The 16,208-nt window shown below is 56.9% G+C and carries 14 protein-coding genes and 1 pseudogene; 4 read left to right on the top strand and 11 right to left on the bottom strand.

The annotated features are described in order from the left end of the window. Nucleotides 1–19: 19 nt before the first annotated feature. A complete protein-coding gene (locus tag L1A08_RS16495) occupies nucleotides 20–1,576 on the bottom strand; it encodes a DUF1570 domain-containing protein (RefSeq protein ID WP_238757558.1) in 1,557 nt (518 codons plus the stop codon). Between the two features lie 391 nt (nucleotides 1,577–1,967). Here L1A08_RS16495 and secA point away from each other — a divergent pair, with 391 nt between their 5' ends. Then, a complete protein-coding gene (secA, locus tag L1A08_RS16490; protein ID WP_238757556.1) occupies nucleotides 1,968–5,525 on the top strand; it encodes a preprotein translocase subunit SecA in 3,558 nt (1,185 codons plus the stop codon). Nucleotides 5,526–5,904: 379 nt separating this feature from the next. Further along, nucleotides 5,905–6,141 (top strand): hypothetical protein, encoded by a 237-nt coding sequence (locus tag L1A08_RS16485; RefSeq protein ID WP_238757555.1) that lies wholly within the window; start codon nucleotides 5,905–5,907, stop codon nucleotides 6,139–6,141. 164 nt (nucleotides 6,142–6,305) lie between these two features. Here L1A08_RS16485 and L1A08_RS16480 read toward each other — a convergent pair whose 3' ends face one another. From L1A08_RS16480 to L1A08_RS16465, 4 genes and pseudogenes are all read right to left on the bottom strand, one after another. Next, nucleotides 6,306–6,617 (bottom strand): DUF7660 family protein, encoded by a 312-nt coding sequence (locus L1A08_RS16480; RefSeq protein ID WP_238757553.1) that lies wholly within the window; start codon nucleotides 6,615–6,617, stop codon nucleotides 6,306–6,308. Nucleotides 6,618–6,979: 362 nt separating this feature from the next. Next, nucleotides 6,980–7,177, bottom strand: a complete 198-nt coding sequence (locus L1A08_RS16475) for a hypothetical protein (RefSeq protein WP_238757551.1) — start codon at nucleotides 7,175–7,177, stop codon at nucleotides 6,980–6,982. Between the two features lie 1,050 nt (nucleotides 7,178–8,227). Then, complete coding sequence (locus L1A08_RS16470) at nucleotides 8,228–8,740, bottom strand: hypothetical protein (protein ID WP_238757550.1); 513 nt, start codon at nucleotides 8,738–8,740, stop codon at nucleotides 8,228–8,230. Between the two features lie 212 nt (nucleotides 8,741–8,952). Then, a pseudogene (locus tag L1A08_RS16465) lies at nucleotides 8,953–9,114 on the bottom strand (tyrosine-type recombinase/integrase); the annotation flags it as partial. A 505-nt stretch (nucleotides 9,115–9,619) separates the two neighbouring features. Here L1A08_RS16465 and L1A08_RS16460 point away from each other — a divergent pair. After that, complete coding sequence (locus L1A08_RS16460; RefSeq protein WP_238757549.1) at nucleotides 9,620–9,832, top strand: hypothetical protein; 213 nt, start codon at nucleotides 9,620–9,622, stop codon at nucleotides 9,830–9,832. A 13-nt stretch (nucleotides 9,833–9,845) separates the two neighbouring features. Here L1A08_RS16460 and L1A08_RS16455 read toward each other — a convergent pair whose 3' ends face one another. The 6 genes from L1A08_RS16455 to L1A08_RS16435 form a co-directional block, all read right to left on the bottom strand. Beyond that, complete coding sequence (locus L1A08_RS16455; RefSeq protein WP_238757548.1) at nucleotides 9,846–10,259, bottom strand: Imm70 family immunity protein; 414 nt, start codon at nucleotides 10,257–10,259, stop codon at nucleotides 9,846–9,848. A 3-nt stretch (nucleotides 10,260–10,262) separates the two neighbouring features. Further along, a complete protein-coding gene (locus tag L1A08_RS16450; protein WP_238757547.1) occupies nucleotides 10,263–10,520 on the bottom strand; it encodes a hypothetical protein in 258 nt (85 codons plus the stop codon). Between the two features lie 256 nt (nucleotides 10,521–10,776). Further along, nucleotides 10,777–11,088 (bottom strand): CPCC family cysteine-rich protein, encoded by a 312-nt coding sequence (locus L1A08_RS23020; protein ID WP_390896909.1) that lies wholly within the window; start codon nucleotides 11,086–11,088, stop codon nucleotides 10,777–10,779. Between the two features lie 209 nt (nucleotides 11,089–11,297). Further along, entirely contained in the window at nucleotides 11,298–11,480 is a 183-nt protein-coding gene (locus L1A08_RS16445) for a hypothetical protein (RefSeq protein WP_238757546.1), read from the bottom strand. A 183-nt stretch (nucleotides 11,481–11,663) separates the two neighbouring features. Next, complete coding sequence (locus L1A08_RS16440) at nucleotides 11,664–13,709, bottom strand: sodium-translocating pyrophosphatase (RefSeq protein ID WP_238757545.1); 2,046 nt, start codon at nucleotides 13,707–13,709, stop codon at nucleotides 11,664–11,666. Between the two features lie 15 nt (nucleotides 13,710–13,724). Beyond that, on the bottom strand, nucleotides 13,725–14,090 hold the full coding sequence (locus tag L1A08_RS16435; protein WP_238757543.1) for a hypothetical protein: 366 nt from the start codon (nucleotides 14,088–14,090) through the stop codon (nucleotides 13,725–13,727). Nucleotides 14,091–14,172: 82 nt separating this feature from the next. Between L1A08_RS16435 and glgB the strand changes: the two genes are divergently transcribed. Next, nucleotides 14,173–16,131, top strand: a complete 1,959-nt coding sequence (glgB, locus tag L1A08_RS16430) for a 1,4-alpha-glucan branching protein GlgB (RefSeq protein WP_261362929.1) — start codon at nucleotides 14,173–14,175, stop codon at nucleotides 16,129–16,131. The last annotated feature ends 77 nt before the right edge of the window (nucleotides 16,132–16,208 follow it).

The following is a 16,208-nucleotide window of genomic DNA, read 5'->3' as shown; positions in this document are numbered from 1 at the left end:
GCCTGGGGATGTTGTCTCGCTACTGAATCGGGACCTGGTCGCCGACCATGGTCTGCTGATCCTGGATGTACTCGCGGTACTGACGATCGAGGGTGCCGTAGGAGACTCCCGTCAGTTTGTCGAGCCCGTGGACGTTCCTCTGAATCGACGGATTCGAGTGATAAATCTGCGCCAGATGCTGCATCAGGGCCGTGCGGTAGACGCCGTTCTGGTAGTGCATAAAGAAGTGGGCGAGTCCGGACGCCTGACTGTATCGCTGTTGAAGGGTTTTCTGATCGCCCTGCTGATAGGGAATCATTCCGAGCTGAGAAAAGACCTGCAGCGGAACATAGTAGTCTTCCTCCAGCAGTCGATGGCGAGCCCAGTAGAAGCGAATGAACCGGGGGTCGCCGACCGAGTAATCAAACCCGTCCGGAGTCTCGGTGACCTGAAACGACTCCATGTAACAGGCGATCCCCTCGACGATCCAGAAGTGTCCGCCCCGGCCGACCTCCCGTTGGGCGAGGTGGCTTTCATACATCAGCTGATGCGTCGCTTCGTGGAAAATCGTGGCGTCGTTGTTGGCTTCCGGGTCGTGGTAGAAATACGAAACTCGGTCTTCGAGCTGATACAGTCCGTTCGTCATCGCGATCTGGGGAATGCGACGGATGAGTCGATCGACGTATTCCTGTTTGCTGCGAAGAAAGTGGACTTCGTACCGCTGGCTGCGGCTCTTGGTCCGACCGGTGGTCGAATCGAACAGCTGTCGAATCTGTTCCGGCGAATTGTAGAACGGAGCGAACGTGCTGATGAAATAGTCGTAGAACGTTTCGAGTTTGCGGCCGAGTTCGACCCCTTCCTCCAGCCCGACGTTGGTTCTGATCTGAAAGTGTTCAGTTTCGATATCCCAGCCCTGCGTGAAGTTCTGCCGCAGCAGTTGTTCTTTCTCCGCTGAGATCCATGTGTTGTGATACGGTCGCTCGCCGGCTTCATATCGGGCCTGATCGTCTTCGCGGATCCAGCCGAAGCGGGGGTGATCGATTTCCCGACTGCGAAGTTTGTCCCGCTCGAAGGCGGTCATCCATTCGTCCCCCTGGCGAACGTAGCCACGCATGGGCCTGGCCTGGCCGTGATCGGGATCGAACTGCAGCAGGAGATTGATCAGCTCAAACGCGAAGGTCGGCGCCAGTCGCTGACTGCGGCGCGCGAGCAGGTAGAGCTGGCCGGCGTAGTCCTGACAGGCTTGTCGAAACTGTACATGCGCCGATCGAAGTTCCGCCGGCATGTCGTACGGAATGGCCGGCTGCAGTTTGCGGGGGAGCGGCTTCATGGCCTCGCTGTCGCTGGCCAGAATTTCCAGTCGATCACTGATCTTCTGCTCCAGCTCGCGGTCTCCCAGACGGGCGGCCTGGTGCTGAAGGCCCTCCAGTTTCTCCACGAATTCCGCCGTTTCCTGCTGATAATCCGCGTACGCTTTCTCCAGCAGGTGCTGAGTTTGTGCAAAAAGAGGATTGGGCAGGGACCAGCTCGCGGACAGCAGAACGGCGAAGAGAGCGAGAAAGAAGGCCCGGGGCGCGGACAAAGGCAGGGTTCGCATAACTGTCTTCACAATAACCTCTTACGACGTCGTTAGCTTGCGGGGCACGCCTTTCGGACGTTCCGGGGCGGGCCGGCCCTTCCCATCTGCCAAGGGCACGAAAAGTCGGTGTTCTTTTCCACGCAACCCGCCATTGACCCCATTTTACAATCGCAATAACATTTTGCATTGTGATTACTTAGGGCACAGAACGAGGCGCATGCTGTTTTTCGCAGGCGGTCCGGCGCGATGTTTGCCTGAGGACGTAATGCCTCGAAAATCAGGGTGAGCCGCTGTCAGTTTGGCATCCGCTCTTATTCTGCCTCATATCTCTTTGCACGCATAGACCAGATGGACGCCGCACGAACAGGATTCGTTCGTCGAGCTGGAGTCCTCTGAGGATCGGAACGTCATGGAATTTCTGGAACGTCTGGGAGACTGGTTTACCGGATTGACCGCCTGGGTCGACTCGTTCGTCAAGCGGTTTTTCGGCTCCGACAACGAGCGCATGATTCGCAAGATCGGTTTCGTGCGCGACAAGGATGGCACCGACAGCATTGTTCCCGGCAGCCTGCTCGATCGCATCAAGCAGCTCGAACCGGAGTACGAGCGGCTCACGGAAACCGAACTCAAAGAGCTGACGCCGAGATTCCGCAAACGCCTCGCCGATGGCGAAACCCTGGACGATATTCTCCCCGACGCCTTCGCCGCGACCCGCGAAGCGGGCAAACGATTCCTCAAGATGCGTCATTACGACGTGCAGATGGTCGGGGGCTACGTCCTTCACAAGGGCAACATCGCCGAAATGGTGACCGGGGAAGGTAAGACGCTCGTTTCGACGCTGCCGGCCTATCTCAACGCTCTCGCTGGCAAAGTGCATGTCGTGACAGTGAACGACTATCTCGCCAAACGCGATATGGAATGGATGGGAGCCCTGCACATCGGACTCGGACTGTCCGTCGGGGCGATTCAATCGCAGATGTCGTATCTGGAACGCCAGGCCGCCTATGCCTGCGATATCACGTACGGAACGAACAACGAACTCGGCTTCGACTACCTGCGGGACAACATGAAGCCGCGTCGCGACATGCAGGTGCAGGGGCCGCTCGACTTCGCGATTGTCGACGAAATCGACAACATTCTGATCGATGAAGCGCGTACGCCGCTCATCATCTCCGGACCTGCTCACGACGATATCACCAAGTATCCGAAGGCGCATCGCATCGCGATGCAGCTGGTGAAAGACGAGCACTTCGAAGTCAAAGAGAAGGAACACACCTGTCACCTGACTGACGAAGGGATTCGTCGCGCCGAGGAACTGGCCGGCGTCGACAGCTTCTACACGGCTGGCAACATGGAGTGGCCGCACCTGATCGATAACTCGCTGCGCGCCATCCATCTGTTCAAGAAGGACGTGACCTACGTCGTCGAAAATGGCGAGGTCGTGATTGTTGATGAGCATACCGGCCGCAAAATGTACGGGCGGCAGTGGAGCGATGGTCTGCATCAGGCGGTCGAAGCCAAAGAAGGCGTCAAAATCAAGGAAACGACGCAGACTCTGGCCACAATTACGCTGCAGAACTTCTTCAAACTCTACAACAAGCTCGGCGGGATGACCGGTACCGCCATGACCGAAGCGAGCGAGTTCTACAAGATCTACAAGCTCGACGTCATCGCCATTCCGACCAACCGTCCGTCGCAGCGAAAGAACTTCCCGGACGTCATCTTCCAGACCGCCAACGAGAAGTGGAACGCGGTCGTCGAAGAGATCCGCGACGTTTCCAAGACCGGTCGCCCGGTGCTCGTCGGAACCGCGTCGATCGAGAACTCCGAACTGCTCAGCAAAAAACTGAACCGTTTTGGCGTCAAACACGAAGTGCTGAACGCCAAGTATCACGAGCGTGAAGCCGAGATTATTTCGCAGGCCGGTCGCAAAGGCGCGGTCACCATCTCGACGAACATGGCCGGTCGTGGTACCGACATTATCCTTGGCGGTAACCCCGAGCACCTGGCATGGGAAGAACTCAAAGAAAGATATGGCTCTCGCCTCGATGTTCCCAAATCGGAATGGGATGACACTTCCGCCCGGATCGCTGAGAAAGGCGGGATGAAGGAAGAAGGCAAAGAGATCAAGGACATCGGCGGTCTGTATGTGATCGGTACCGAGCGTCACGATGCCCGCCGCATCGACCTGCAGCTGCGAGGTCGAGCCGGCCGTCAGGGGGACCCCGGTTCGAGCCGGTTCTTCATCTCGCTCGAAGACGATCTGATGCGAATCTTCGCCGGCGACTTCGTCCGCAACCTGCTCGGCTCGCTGGGCATGAAAGACGGCGAAGCGATCGAAAGCCCGATGGTCACGCGGCAGATCGAGAAAGCTCAGAAGCGTCGCGAAGAGTTCCACTTCGAACAGCGAAAGAACCTGCTCGAATACGACGAAGTGATGGACGAGCAGCGGAAGCGCGTTTACACCTACCGGCAGCGGATTCTCGACGGAGCCAACTGTCGCCAGCTGATCATCGGCATGATCGAACGTCAGGTCGAACGAGCCGTTGAGCACTTCATGTCGCCGAACTACCGCTGGGAAACGATCGCCGCCTGGGCGAACCAGCGATTCATGATCGACGTGGACCCTTCGGACGTCCGGGGGATGGAAGCCGATCAGCTCAAGAAGTATCTGCACGAGATGGCCGTCCGTCAGGCCGAAGACGAAATCGCCGAACAGGTCGAGGAGTTTCTGCCGGAAGAAGACGAGACTCAACGAGAGTGGAACTGGCTGGGTCTGTCCCGGTGGGCGAACAACCGCTTCAATCTGAATACTAACGATAAGGAACTCCGCGCGGCTGATCGGGATGGCGCTCGGATTCTCATCACCGACAAAGCGACCACGATGCTTGAGAAGCTCGACTTCTCGGACGTCGATCATCTGCTCGCCGAAGATCTGGGAGCCCGGACGACCAGCGGGTGGGTGCATCAGCAGTACGGCATTCTCATCGATCCGATCGAGTTCAAAGATCTTGATCCGCCGGACGTTGAATCGATGATCCGTGAGCGTGTCTTCAGCGAGTACCGGAACCGCGAGATCGGATTCCCGGTTTCAGTTGGCATGGCTCGCTTCATGAGTCGTTCCCGCAGTGGCGATCAGTACGATCGGCAGGGACTGGCACGCTGGGCCGAATCGCGTTTCCGCACACAACTCGATCCGGATGCCATCGAAAATACCTCCCGGAACGATCTCGAAGAGATGCTGCGGGAACGCAGCCGGTCGTTCTTCAAGGGTGAAGATGTCTTTGACGAAGTCGAGAACAAGGTCGCCAGTGTCTACAACGGTCACGATGACAGCGATCAGGAACGGCCGAGTCCGAGTTCCCTGCAGGAGATCATTTCCTGGGCGAATCAGGAGTTCCAGGCCAGCCTGAAGCAGGATGAGTTCTCCAACGCGGATCGCGAGGTCGCCACGAATCTGTTGCTCCGCGAGTACGACAGCCACTATCGACCGGAGTTCTCGCAGGCCGAGCGGATGATCCTCCTTGAAGTGCTTGACCACGCCTGGAAAGAGCACCTGTACTTTATGGACCATCTCCGGTCCGGCATCGGCCTGGTCAGCTACGCTCAGAAAGACCCCAAGGTCGAGTACAAGCGCGAGGGGATGAAAGCCTTCGACCAGATGTGGCAACGTGTGGGCGAACAGGTCACTGCGGCCATCTTCCGCGTCGAAACCGAGAGCCCGGACTTCGTCGGCTCGCTGTGGAACATTTCCTCCGCCACGCACGCCGTGCCGGATGCCACTCCTGTTGAGCAGACTGCCAGCAATGGCTCGGCTCCTCCGGAGATGTCTCCCGGTGCCGAACCGGGCTCCACGCCACAGACTGTCGATCCAATTCGCAACTTCGGCGACAAAGTCGGCCGCAACGACCCCTGCCCCTGCGGCAGCGGGAAGAAGTACAAGAAATGCTGCGGAACGAATGAGTAGATAGGTGCCGGGTTTTAGGCGCTGGGCGGCAGGGCCTTGGGAGATTCCGGGGCCACTGGGGTGGAGGGTCGTGGGTTGCTCGGCAACAGACACTCTCTCAGCGGGTGGGCCAGATCGCTCGGCTAGCAGGGCGGTGCAGCCGTGGGAAGATGCAGACGGACCGTCGTTGAACGGTCCGGAAGATTTTCAACTCGACGTGCTTGCGAGCGTACGCAACTCAAGAGTCAAATCCCCTCTCCTCACAGCGGCCCCGCCCCGAAAGGATCTTTCGTACCTGTTTCGCTACGGCCTGGCGGGAACCCCGATCCCGGTCCCCTGCTCCACTCGATAAACTCAGCACGCACTGTCAAAGGAGCTTCCCTGCCGGAGCCGAGGTGATTTGACGACAAAGATTCACGCGGTGACGGGTCAAAGCGGTCGATTGATCCTCCCCGCTGGTCAACGGGGCGATGCTGCCCAAGGGGAGTTCCTGCGGAGCACATTTGAACGTGGCAAAGTGGCGATGAATGTGGCGCATGCGGCCTATGATTCGGATGCGATTCGTCAACGGGGCAAGCAGCTCAGAGCGAAAGTCTGTATCAAGCCGAACCCCACACGAAAGGTGAAGAAACGCTAGAACCAGTTTCATAACCGCTTGAGGATAGTGAACATGCAGGCGAGTTGCCAGAAGCCTTCGAAGAGGTGCCAGTGGTACTCCCAGCGAACGTTAAGGCGGCGGAAGTGTGTCATCCAGGCGAAGCAGCGTTCGACCTGGTAACGAAGTTTGTATTATAAGGCATTTCACTCATGCACCTTTCCAGCCATTAAGAAGGATGCGAATCTTTTCCAATCTGAAACATCTTTCATTTCAAACTCTGGGAATGCCATGCTGCGACCAAACTCAGAATCCTCTGCCCAAGCCAGTGCGCCTTTTAAATAATCTTCGATGGTCCCATTTTCCCAACCACCAGTTTCTGGTCCGGTGCCAGGAGAGGGTGAAATCGATTCCTTTTTTACTGCGATCTCACGATCCTCGACCAGTGCTTTCACGAACAGAATGAATGACTCCTCGTCTTCTACACTCGCAGCTAGATCATGTAGCTTTGATTTCATGCCTGACGATTGAGTTGACCGGGCCGCGGCCAACCAACGTTGACTCCAGAAAAGACGCGACCCGCGGCTCCGCGTCCAACGCTTTGTTCTTTCGCGATCGCCGATGAGCTACGAGCTGATCAGCCGATCGTATTCGGAATGGTTTCCAATCCAGAACCAGAGTAGCCCATCTTCGACTTCGACGGCCAATGCTCTGTATTGGAGACCAACACGTGCGGAACGATATCGCCCTACCTTTTTGAAGTGCAATGACGGATGGCTAGGGTCTTCACGTAATAGTCGGAAGTTCTTGTCCGCAAGCGATCGGACCTCGGCGGGCAAAGCCTTGTAGCAGTGCCAGAACCCAGGGCTCGCAAAATGATTCATAGTTCGGTCGATTCGCCCGCTCGATGTTCGCGAATTGCTGCGTTCGCCAAGCTATCCAGCCTCCCGCCGGAAACATCTGCCTCGAACTGGGTATCCCAGTTTTTCGCGTCAAATCTCCAAAACCATTCGCGGAACTTCGCGAGGTCTTCAGGTGGCAATTTGGAAATCGAGTTTTCAAGTTCTTGGAGCGTCATAGATACAGTCTATCATTACGTCGAGCGCGCGGCCACAGGTTCGAGTAAAAGTGCCGAGTTTCAAGTCTTGTCGAGCGGGTGTTCGTCATCCATTTCCTGGACCGAGACGCGGCCTGTTCCGACGGCACGCAAGCAAGCAACACCGGCCACACTTGCCGATATGAATCCACCCAGGAATATGGTAGGCAACTGCCAACCCTTGCCGTGGGGAAGTACCGCGTCAAGCAGGAAAACGGCAGCCAGCCCGGCAAGCACCGCAACAGGTACTGTAATCACAATTGACAGCAAACGCTGACCAGCGCGTCGAACGGGACTTTGAGGATTTTTCGACACGTCGAGTCCATGCTTCAAGCGACAGAACGACCAAGGTAACCCGGCGGCGGCCAAGAACCTTTGATTTCAGAAAACGCCCGATCCGCCGCTCGGGTTGACCGCCTTGTTCGCCCTCGATTCGTTCACTTCGATTCTTCGTTGGGGTCTTTCATGAAAGCTGCAGGAATGAGCGACCCATTCTTCAGCAGAGGTTCGGACTTTGCCCGCTTACGTCTCTTTGGCGGTTCAGCACGTGTAAATGTGATGACGCACCAGAGTTTGTCATCGTCCCGCCGAATTTCCGTAGGCCGCTGGCGATGGTTGCCTGCAACACACACGGTCAGCTCATCACGATCTATTTGATAGATGCATTGCGCAACTAATGATTCAAGGCCGTCAGACCACACATCGAGCGAGTTGTTGGGTTCCGCGACGACAGTCGAATATCGACTCTCGCTGGGCCTGCGATCCAATAGGTCCACTCGATAGCGTCCGTCAGGTGTAAATTCGACGTACTCTCCCGGAAGTCCTCCGATCAATGATACGGTCTTGCCCACGATCATGTCCGTAGACATTACACGCCAGGACCCGAGCAAGGCGGGGTCACTCGGTGAATCAGGGGAATTCGACGGCATGGTCACGTTGAGGGCGAACGACAAAAATCACCCGGTTGCCGCCAAGTGACTTTGATTTGAGGAAACGCCCGACCGGCAACTCGGGTGCATTTTCTTGTTCGCATCACCATTTCGTTGGCATAGGAAATGGAAGTTGGACGTCGTCAAATGCTTCCGGAAGACGGCGATCCGATTTTGTCATTAAGTAGTGAAGAATTTGGTCAGTTGTGAGGTTGGCTTCCGACTTGAATGCTCCATTGACGTCGCGGATCATGGACGGGTCATCGAACCAACAATCTGGCCAGTATATCAAGTCACTCGCTCTGCAGTTTGGGAATTGGCGGTCGAGAAAGTCAATGTAATACGAGATCAGATGCTCGGGCAACGCGGCGGTACAGATCTCTTCGAGGATAGCACGAGCTTCAGGGTAAGTGAGATCCGCGACGTATTTGGCAGAAGGACACAGAGCTTCCTTTACGAACACCTTTTGATCGACCGCGCGCCAGTAGTTTTCAAATTCATGGAGTTCGTAAGGACGTGTCGTCTTTTGATTCCACTTTACGATGAGTTCATGCTGTTCCGTAGAACCGCTCGATGCTCGTTCGATAGAGTTACATAGCTCCGTCATCTCGAGCACCAATTTCTTGGTAGGCTTTGTGACGCGAAATCGAGCTGGAACTACCATTGCTTCTATTGATGCGAACTTGTTTATAGATTGATCAACGTATCACCTGTAGGCTGCATCTTTGTCAGCCTAACGCGCAGGACGCCAATTGTCGTAAGCCAAATGATACTCTTTGGTTGCTTCTTTTTCAACACTTTCGCTGCGTGATAGGATGTTTCATCATATCACGCACCTGGATCGCGAGTCAGACCGTCAGCCGGGCTGCGGACACCGCGTCCGCCTCGGTTCAAGACGTGCGTGTAGATCATCGTCGTGCGAACGTCCTTGTGACCCAGGAGTTCCTGGACGGTACGAATGTCGTAACCATCTGCCAGCAGGTGTGTGGCGGGATGGCCCGGAGGTTTATCTCCGGGTTGCGCAGCAACAAGCAGTAGCCCATTGACGAGCTTCCGTCCATGATGCATCCAATCTCAGTGAGAAACAAGCTGCGTCTTACCGGTCTCCGTGCCTGCCGTCTCTCCTGTTCAGGACGGAACCACGAACGCTCCTCGCCTGAAAACGAGCGAGACGCGAATCTTCGAGACTCTCCGAATGACGCGCGTATTTTTGAGAGCGCAAATTGGCATGGCAGACCCCCCGCTCCCAGTCCCCTGCTCCACTCACTAAACTCGTCGCGCACTGGCTGACGTCCGGGGTGCAAATATTCTTCGCCACCTGATTCTGACAGCCAAGGTGCTCGCTCTCGTTGTTGCAGCAGCTCCGTGCGGTGCTGTTCTTTATCGCACGGCGAATCGTCACGCACGCACGGGAAGCAACCGAAGCCGCCGACCGATCAGGGAGGATCAAGGCTGAGAGCGGTAGAAAGAACACCGCAGCGGCGTAGATACCAGCATGAAGACGTTTCACAAATGGCTGGCGGAGCAACGGGCAGTGCGGGAAGGCTTGTCGCTGGGCAATGACAAGCGGGCTCAGCCCGGCATGAGCAACGTCAACCCGTTGGATCAGTCGAAGGTGAAACAGAAGCCCAAGCCCACGGTATCGCCGGTGATGATGCTCAAAGCGAAGCCAGCTGCCAAGGCGTTGAGGCGAATGCCGGGGGCGTGATCTTCATGTCTTGCTATTGAAAGAGGATTGGGCAATGCCGATCAATTGCGACATCACAAAGGTGAACAAGCCGGTCCAGAAGTGGCTCACCGTCAACATCGATGAAAGATTCGTCGAGAGACGATGGTTTCAGTCCAAGGGAGTCGCCAACCTCCTGTTGCCATTCAGCCCGAAACTGAACTCCCGGTAGCTGGTGAAACCCTTCTGAAATTGCCAGCAGTTCAGCTTTGAGCGTTTCGCACTCGGCAGGCGACCATTCACCATCCGAATCAGCATGGTTAATGAGGGTAGGAAATCTGCTTCCTGCTGATCCCTCTTCTAAAAGCTCCGTCACGCTGCTTCGGAAGAACTCGAAGTCGGAATAGCTGCCAACCTCAACGCCTTCCAGCTCTTCGTCTTCGTTAAACACACATAAGTAAAGTCCCATCGGCTACACCTTCTCAATGCGGATTGTCTTGGAATGCTCCTTCTGAAACGCTCGAAGCTCCGGATGGAGCTTGCAAACCGACGGAATGCGGATCACCAACTTGCGTCCAGTATCCTTTGCCCGAAACGTCAGCAGCCGAATCTGATAGGTCAGCCGCAATGAAGTCACGTTCTTCAAGAGGAAGAACGCATCGTTCCGTTCGGCATCGGCTCTCGTGCCTCGTGCGACTTGATGTTTTGTATACCGATACTCCACGGTCATTTAATCCTTTCGATCTTCACGCGGGATAGCCCGGAGGTTTATCTCCGGGTTGCGGAGCAACAGGCAGTCGCCCATTGACGAGCTTCCGTCCATGATGCATCCAATCTCAATTCGAAGCAAACTGTGGGCAATCGCGTTTGAGCAAAAAGCCAATGCCGCCGCCGTCAGGCGTGCCGCGCCAAAGGAAGCCAACACCGCAAGCCGTGGAAACCTGCTCGACCGGCCAGGCTGCAAACCTTCAAGCGGGCACAGTCGATCAATGTCGGGAATTGCCATCCGAACGCAAAGATTCTGCTAGGGAAAATGCTTCAGACAATGGTTGCCATACCGGGTCACGTTCTTCGTCAGGCCGTGGCTCTCGGACATCTGTCACATGCTTTCTAGAACAACAGCGGAAGACAATATAATTCGCTTGCGCTTCGGACACTTTTAATCCACCGTTAGCAGGGCTCGACTTGTCGGTATCGATGATTAACACATCATCCTCCCAAAAACAGACCGGGCAAATATCCCAGCCACAACGGGCGTCCAAGGTCTTGTAACCACAAATTGGGCATGTTTGTTTCATGGCAGGTTGCTCATATTCCATAAGACTTCCCAGCGTTCACGCATTGCCTCTTTAAATGAATCGAGATCCTTATCTCCGGGTTGCGGAGCAACAGGCAGTTGCCCATTGTCGGACTTCGGTCCATGAGGCGTCCAGTCTCAATGAGAAGCACACTGTGTGAGATCGAGCTTGAGCAAAAAGCCCAAGCCGCCGCCGTCATGTGTGCCGGGTCAAAGAAAGCCAACACCGCAAGCCGTGGATGTCTGCAGCGGATGAGTGCTCTCCACTTCCCGGCCGCATTCCTCGCAGACGCCGGTCCAGGTCGTGAGTTTGACGCAGATCGGTCGCGGCGGCGGGATCTCTTCGATCAACTGCACGAGATCGGTGGTCCGCCGCCGCAGTTTTTCGATCACTCCGTCTGCTGCTCAACGAGCGCGGCGAATTCATCATAGGTCCGTTTGCGTTCCGCCATAAACGCTCTTTACCCTGGAGCGTTCAATATGCCAACGAAATTCCTCGCCGCCGAGAGCAAAACGGCCCCCGCCAAACAGGCACGATCTTTCGGTGCACCCGGGGGAGCATCGCGGATGCTTCAATCAGACCAGCAATGGGGCGATGACCAGGGCGACGACGCTCATCAGTTTGATGAGGATGTTCAGGCTGGGGCCGGCGGTGTCTTTGAAGGGGTCGCCGACGGTGTCGCCGATGACGGCAGCTTTGTGAGCTTCGGAGTTCTTGCCGCCATAGTTGTCGGCTTCGATATGCTTCTTGGCATTGTCCCAGGCGCCGCCGGCGTTTGACATGAACAGAGCCAGCATCACTCCGGAAGCCGTCGTGCCGACCAGCAGACCGCCCAGCATCTCCGCTCCTCCGAGCAGGCCAATGGCGATGGGCGTGAGGATTCCGAGCAGAGCGGGCACGGCCATTTCGCGGATCGCGGCTTTGGTCGCGATGTCGACGCAGCGGGCATAGTCGGGTCTTCCGGTCCCTTCGAGAATGCCGGGAATCTCACGGAACTGGCGGCGGACTTCTTCGATCATCTTGAACGCGGCTCGCCCCACGGCTCCCATGGCGAACGCGGAGAACAGGTAGGGCAACATCGCGCCCAGAAACAGTCCGGCCGTGACCGAGGGTTTCGTGACATCGATCCCGGTCAGGTTCGTCTGTTGTCGGAAGGCGGCGAACAGCGCCAGCGCCGTCAACGCAGCCGAGCCAATGGCGAACCCCTTGCCGATGGCCGCCGTGGTGTTGCCGACGGAATCGAGTTTGTCGGTTCGGCCGCGAACTTCGGGGGGAAGTTCGCACATCTCGGCCAGTCCGCCGGCGTTGTCAGCAATCGGCCCATAGGCGTCGACCGCCAGTTGGATTCCGGTTGTGGCCAGCATGCCGAGCGCGGCGATGGCAATTCCATAAAGTCCGGCGAAATGATATGCGGCCAGAACGGCTCCGATCAGACAGACCACCGGCAGGCAGGTCGACACCATCCCGACCCCGAGACCAGCGATGATATTCGTGGCGGCTCCTGTCTGGCTCTGCTGGGCGATCCGCCGAGCGGGTCCCCGGCTCTCCGCTGTGTAGTATTCGGTAAGCAGGCCAATGAAGACGCCCGCGACGAGTCCAACCACAACTGCCCCGAAGACGCCGAATCGCTGATAGCTTGTGTCGTCGAGTGTGAATGACTCGGGAATGAGGAACATCACGAGAGGCAGCGTGCAAAGAATCATCACGAAGGCGGCTCCCAGCGTTCCCGCATTCAGAGCCGTCTGCGGGTTGCCTCCTTCACGCGTCTTTACCAGAAAGGTCCCCATGATGGAGAAGAGAATCCCGGTGCCTGCGAGAATCAGTGGGAAGAGAACCAGTTCCACCGAACCGGCCGCTGCTCCGAGCACCATCGCCCCGATGATAGACCCCACGTAAGACTCGAACAGATCGGCGCCCATGCCAGCGACATCCCCGACATTATCCCCGACGTTATCGGCGATCGTGGCCGGGTTGCGCGGAGAGTCTTCGGGAATGCCGGCTTCGACTTTCCCGACCAGGTCGGCTCCCACATCGGCGGCTTTGGTGAAAATTCCGCCGCCAACGCGAGCGAACAGTGCGATCGAGCTGGCCCCCATGGCAAACCCGCTCAACACGGGGAGCACGGTTTCGGTCAGAGCGGGGATGTCGAATCCGAATTGACCGGTGTAGGCCAGCAGCAGGCCGGAAAGGCCAACCAGTCCGAGCCCGACCACCGACATTCCCATTACGGTGCCGCCGGAGAAGGCGACCAGCAGGGCTTCATTCAGACTCGTGCGAGCCGCCTGAGTGGTTCGCATGTTTGCCGCGGTGGCGATGATCATCCCGACGTAGCCGGCGATCGCCGAACACATGGCCCCGACAGCAAACGATAAGGCGACCAGACGCTGCTCGGCCTGATAAGTCAGACTGAGTATGACCGCGACCACGATGACGAAGATCGCGAGTACCCGGTATTCGCGGTAGAGGAAGGCATGAGCACCTTCCCGGACCGCTGCTCCGATCTCCTTCAAGTGCGCATCGCCGGGATCGCATTTCATCACCCAGCGAGCTTTATAGATCCCAAATCCAAGAGCCAGGCAACCAGCGGCTCCACTCAGCCAGACAGACAGTTCTTCGTCCATGGTGTTCGTCTACTGTCATTCAATCAGGATGTCGGAAAGGTCATCAGCGTCGAGAAACGAGAACGCGTCAACATGCGCTGATGTAAGCCTGAGTGTACTCATTCCCTCCGAGGCGGAAAGGGAAGTGTGCAAATCTTCTGGCAAGGGGGGCTGATTTGGACGAGAAGTGGTGAGACCAGTTCGGTTCAATCTGGACACATCGGAATCGTAAGATAGCATCAACTCCAGTAGCAGAGCGGTCTTGTGAGCGTGATAATCAGCTGTTAGAGTTGAAAAAGAGTGGTACGAGAACTGCTGAATTGCTGTCGGCCTGAGCATTGCCGCTCGTCCCACCTTCACGCTGTCGGTCGACCCCTTGAAGTCTTCGGAAGCGACCGACATCTCAGGAGTCCGTTGCTGTCGGGTTCCCGGGCCTGTCTTCGCCGGGAAGTCTGATTAGTAACCGGCATGGATACCGATTACCATGAGTTCAACATCTCCCCAGACCCAACTTCGTACGTCCAAACCGGACCGACGTCCTGCCGCTGCCCCCACGGGTCGCATCGTCTGGTCCCCAGCCGATCTGGTTGCCCTAGCGAGAGGAATGCACTGCAAAATGTACGACTATCTTGGAGCACACCCTGGCGAACACGAAGGTGTTTCTGGTACCCGCTTCGCGGTCTGGGCCCCCAATGCACGCCGCGTTTCTGTCATTTGCGACCGCAATTCCTGGACGCCCGGTGAGAACGAACTCTTCGGCAGTGATTCGGGAATCTGGTCGGGATTCATTCCCGGCGTCAAAGTCGGCGACACCTACAAGTTCGCCATTGAATCCCCGACCGGCCAGATCCTCGAGAAGTCGGATCCCTACGCATTCTACAGCGAACAGCCGCCGAAGACGGCGTCTATCGTCTATCAGGACGACTACCAGTGGCAGGACGGCGGGTGGATGGATTACCGCCGCAAGACCGAATGGATGTCGCAGCCGATCTCCATCTATGAGGTCCATCTCGGTTCCTGGAAGCGTCCCAAAGATGGCCGCCAGTATTTCACGTACCGCGAACTTGCTGACGAAATGCTCAACTACGTCCAGGAAATGGGCTACACGCACATCGAGCTGATGCCGATCACCGAACACCCGTTCGATGGGTCCTGGGGCTATCAGACGACCGGCTACTTTGCCCCGACCTCGCGTTTCGGAAGTCCAGAAGACTTCAAGTACTTCATCGACCAGTTCCATCAGGCCGGCATTGGCGTGATCATCGACTGGGTTCCGGCTCACTTCCCGACCGACGGACATTCGATCGGCAACTTCGACGGCACGGCTCTCTACGAACACGCCGATCCCCGTCAGGGCTTCCACCCGGACTGGAACACGTTCATCTTTAACTTCGGCCGCAACGAAGTCCGCGACTTCCTGCTGTCGAGTGCCCGCTTCTGGCTCGACAAGTATCACATCGACGGTATCCGCGTCGATGCGGTCGCTTCGATGCTGTACCTCGATTACTCCCGGAAGGACGGCGAGTGGATTCCGAACCGTCACGGCGGTCGCGAGAATCTGGAAGCAATTCAGTTCCTCAAAGATCTGAACGTCATGCTGCATGGAGAGTTCCCGGGCGTGCTGTCGCTGGCGGAAGAATCGACCGCCTGGGGCGGTGTTTCCCGTCCGGTCTACGAGGGTGGACTCGGCTTCACCATGAAGTGGGACATGGGCTGGATGAATGACACGCTGCATTACATCCGCCACAACCCCGTGCACCGCAAGCATCACCAGAACGAGCTGTCGTTCCGGATGATCTACGCCTTCACCGAGAACTTTGTCCTGCCCCTCTCGCACGACGAAGTCGTGCATGGGAAGAAAGCGCTCATCTCGCAGATGCCGGGCGATTACTGGCAGCAGTTCGCCAACCTGCGGCTGCTCTATGGTTACCAGTACTGCATGCCGGGTAAGAAACTGCTGTTCATGGGCTGCGAAATGGCTCAGTGGCATGAGTGGAATCACGATGCCGAGCTCGACTGGGCTCTCATCGGGAACACACAGCACGATGGCATCCGCAATTTTATTGGCGATCTGAACCGCGTAATGCGGGAGCACCCGGCTCTGCACGAAGTCGACTTCAGTGAAGCGGGCTTCTCCTGGATTCATGCCGACGACGCCGAGAACAGTACCTACGCGTTCTGCCGGATGTCGAAGAACGTGACCGAAACGCTGGTCTGCATCTTCAACTTCACGCCGGTTCCCCGTGAGAAATACCGTGTTGGCGTGCCGTTGCCCGGAACGTATCAGGAAATTCTCAACAGCGACGCCCATCGTTACGGCGGCACGGATGTCGGCAATGCCGGTAAGGTGGTATCAACGAACACGCCGATGCACGGTCGGAAAAACAGTGTCGAAGTCGTGCTCCCGCCGCTCGGCATGCTCGTCCTGCGTCACGACAGCTAGAGCGTTCTGTTTTTGGGATCGCGATCCAGCAAAGTGATTCAAGCCACACTTCGGTGTGGCTTTTTTCATGCGCGATC

Source organism: Rubinisphaera margarita (assembly GCF_022267515.1).
GTDB classification, from domain to species: domain Bacteria; phylum Planctomycetota; class Planctomycetia; order Planctomycetales; family Planctomycetaceae; genus Rubinisphaera; species Rubinisphaera margarita.
Note: the sequence above shows the minus strand (reverse complement) of the source record. Positions and strands in the feature narration are given on the sequence as shown.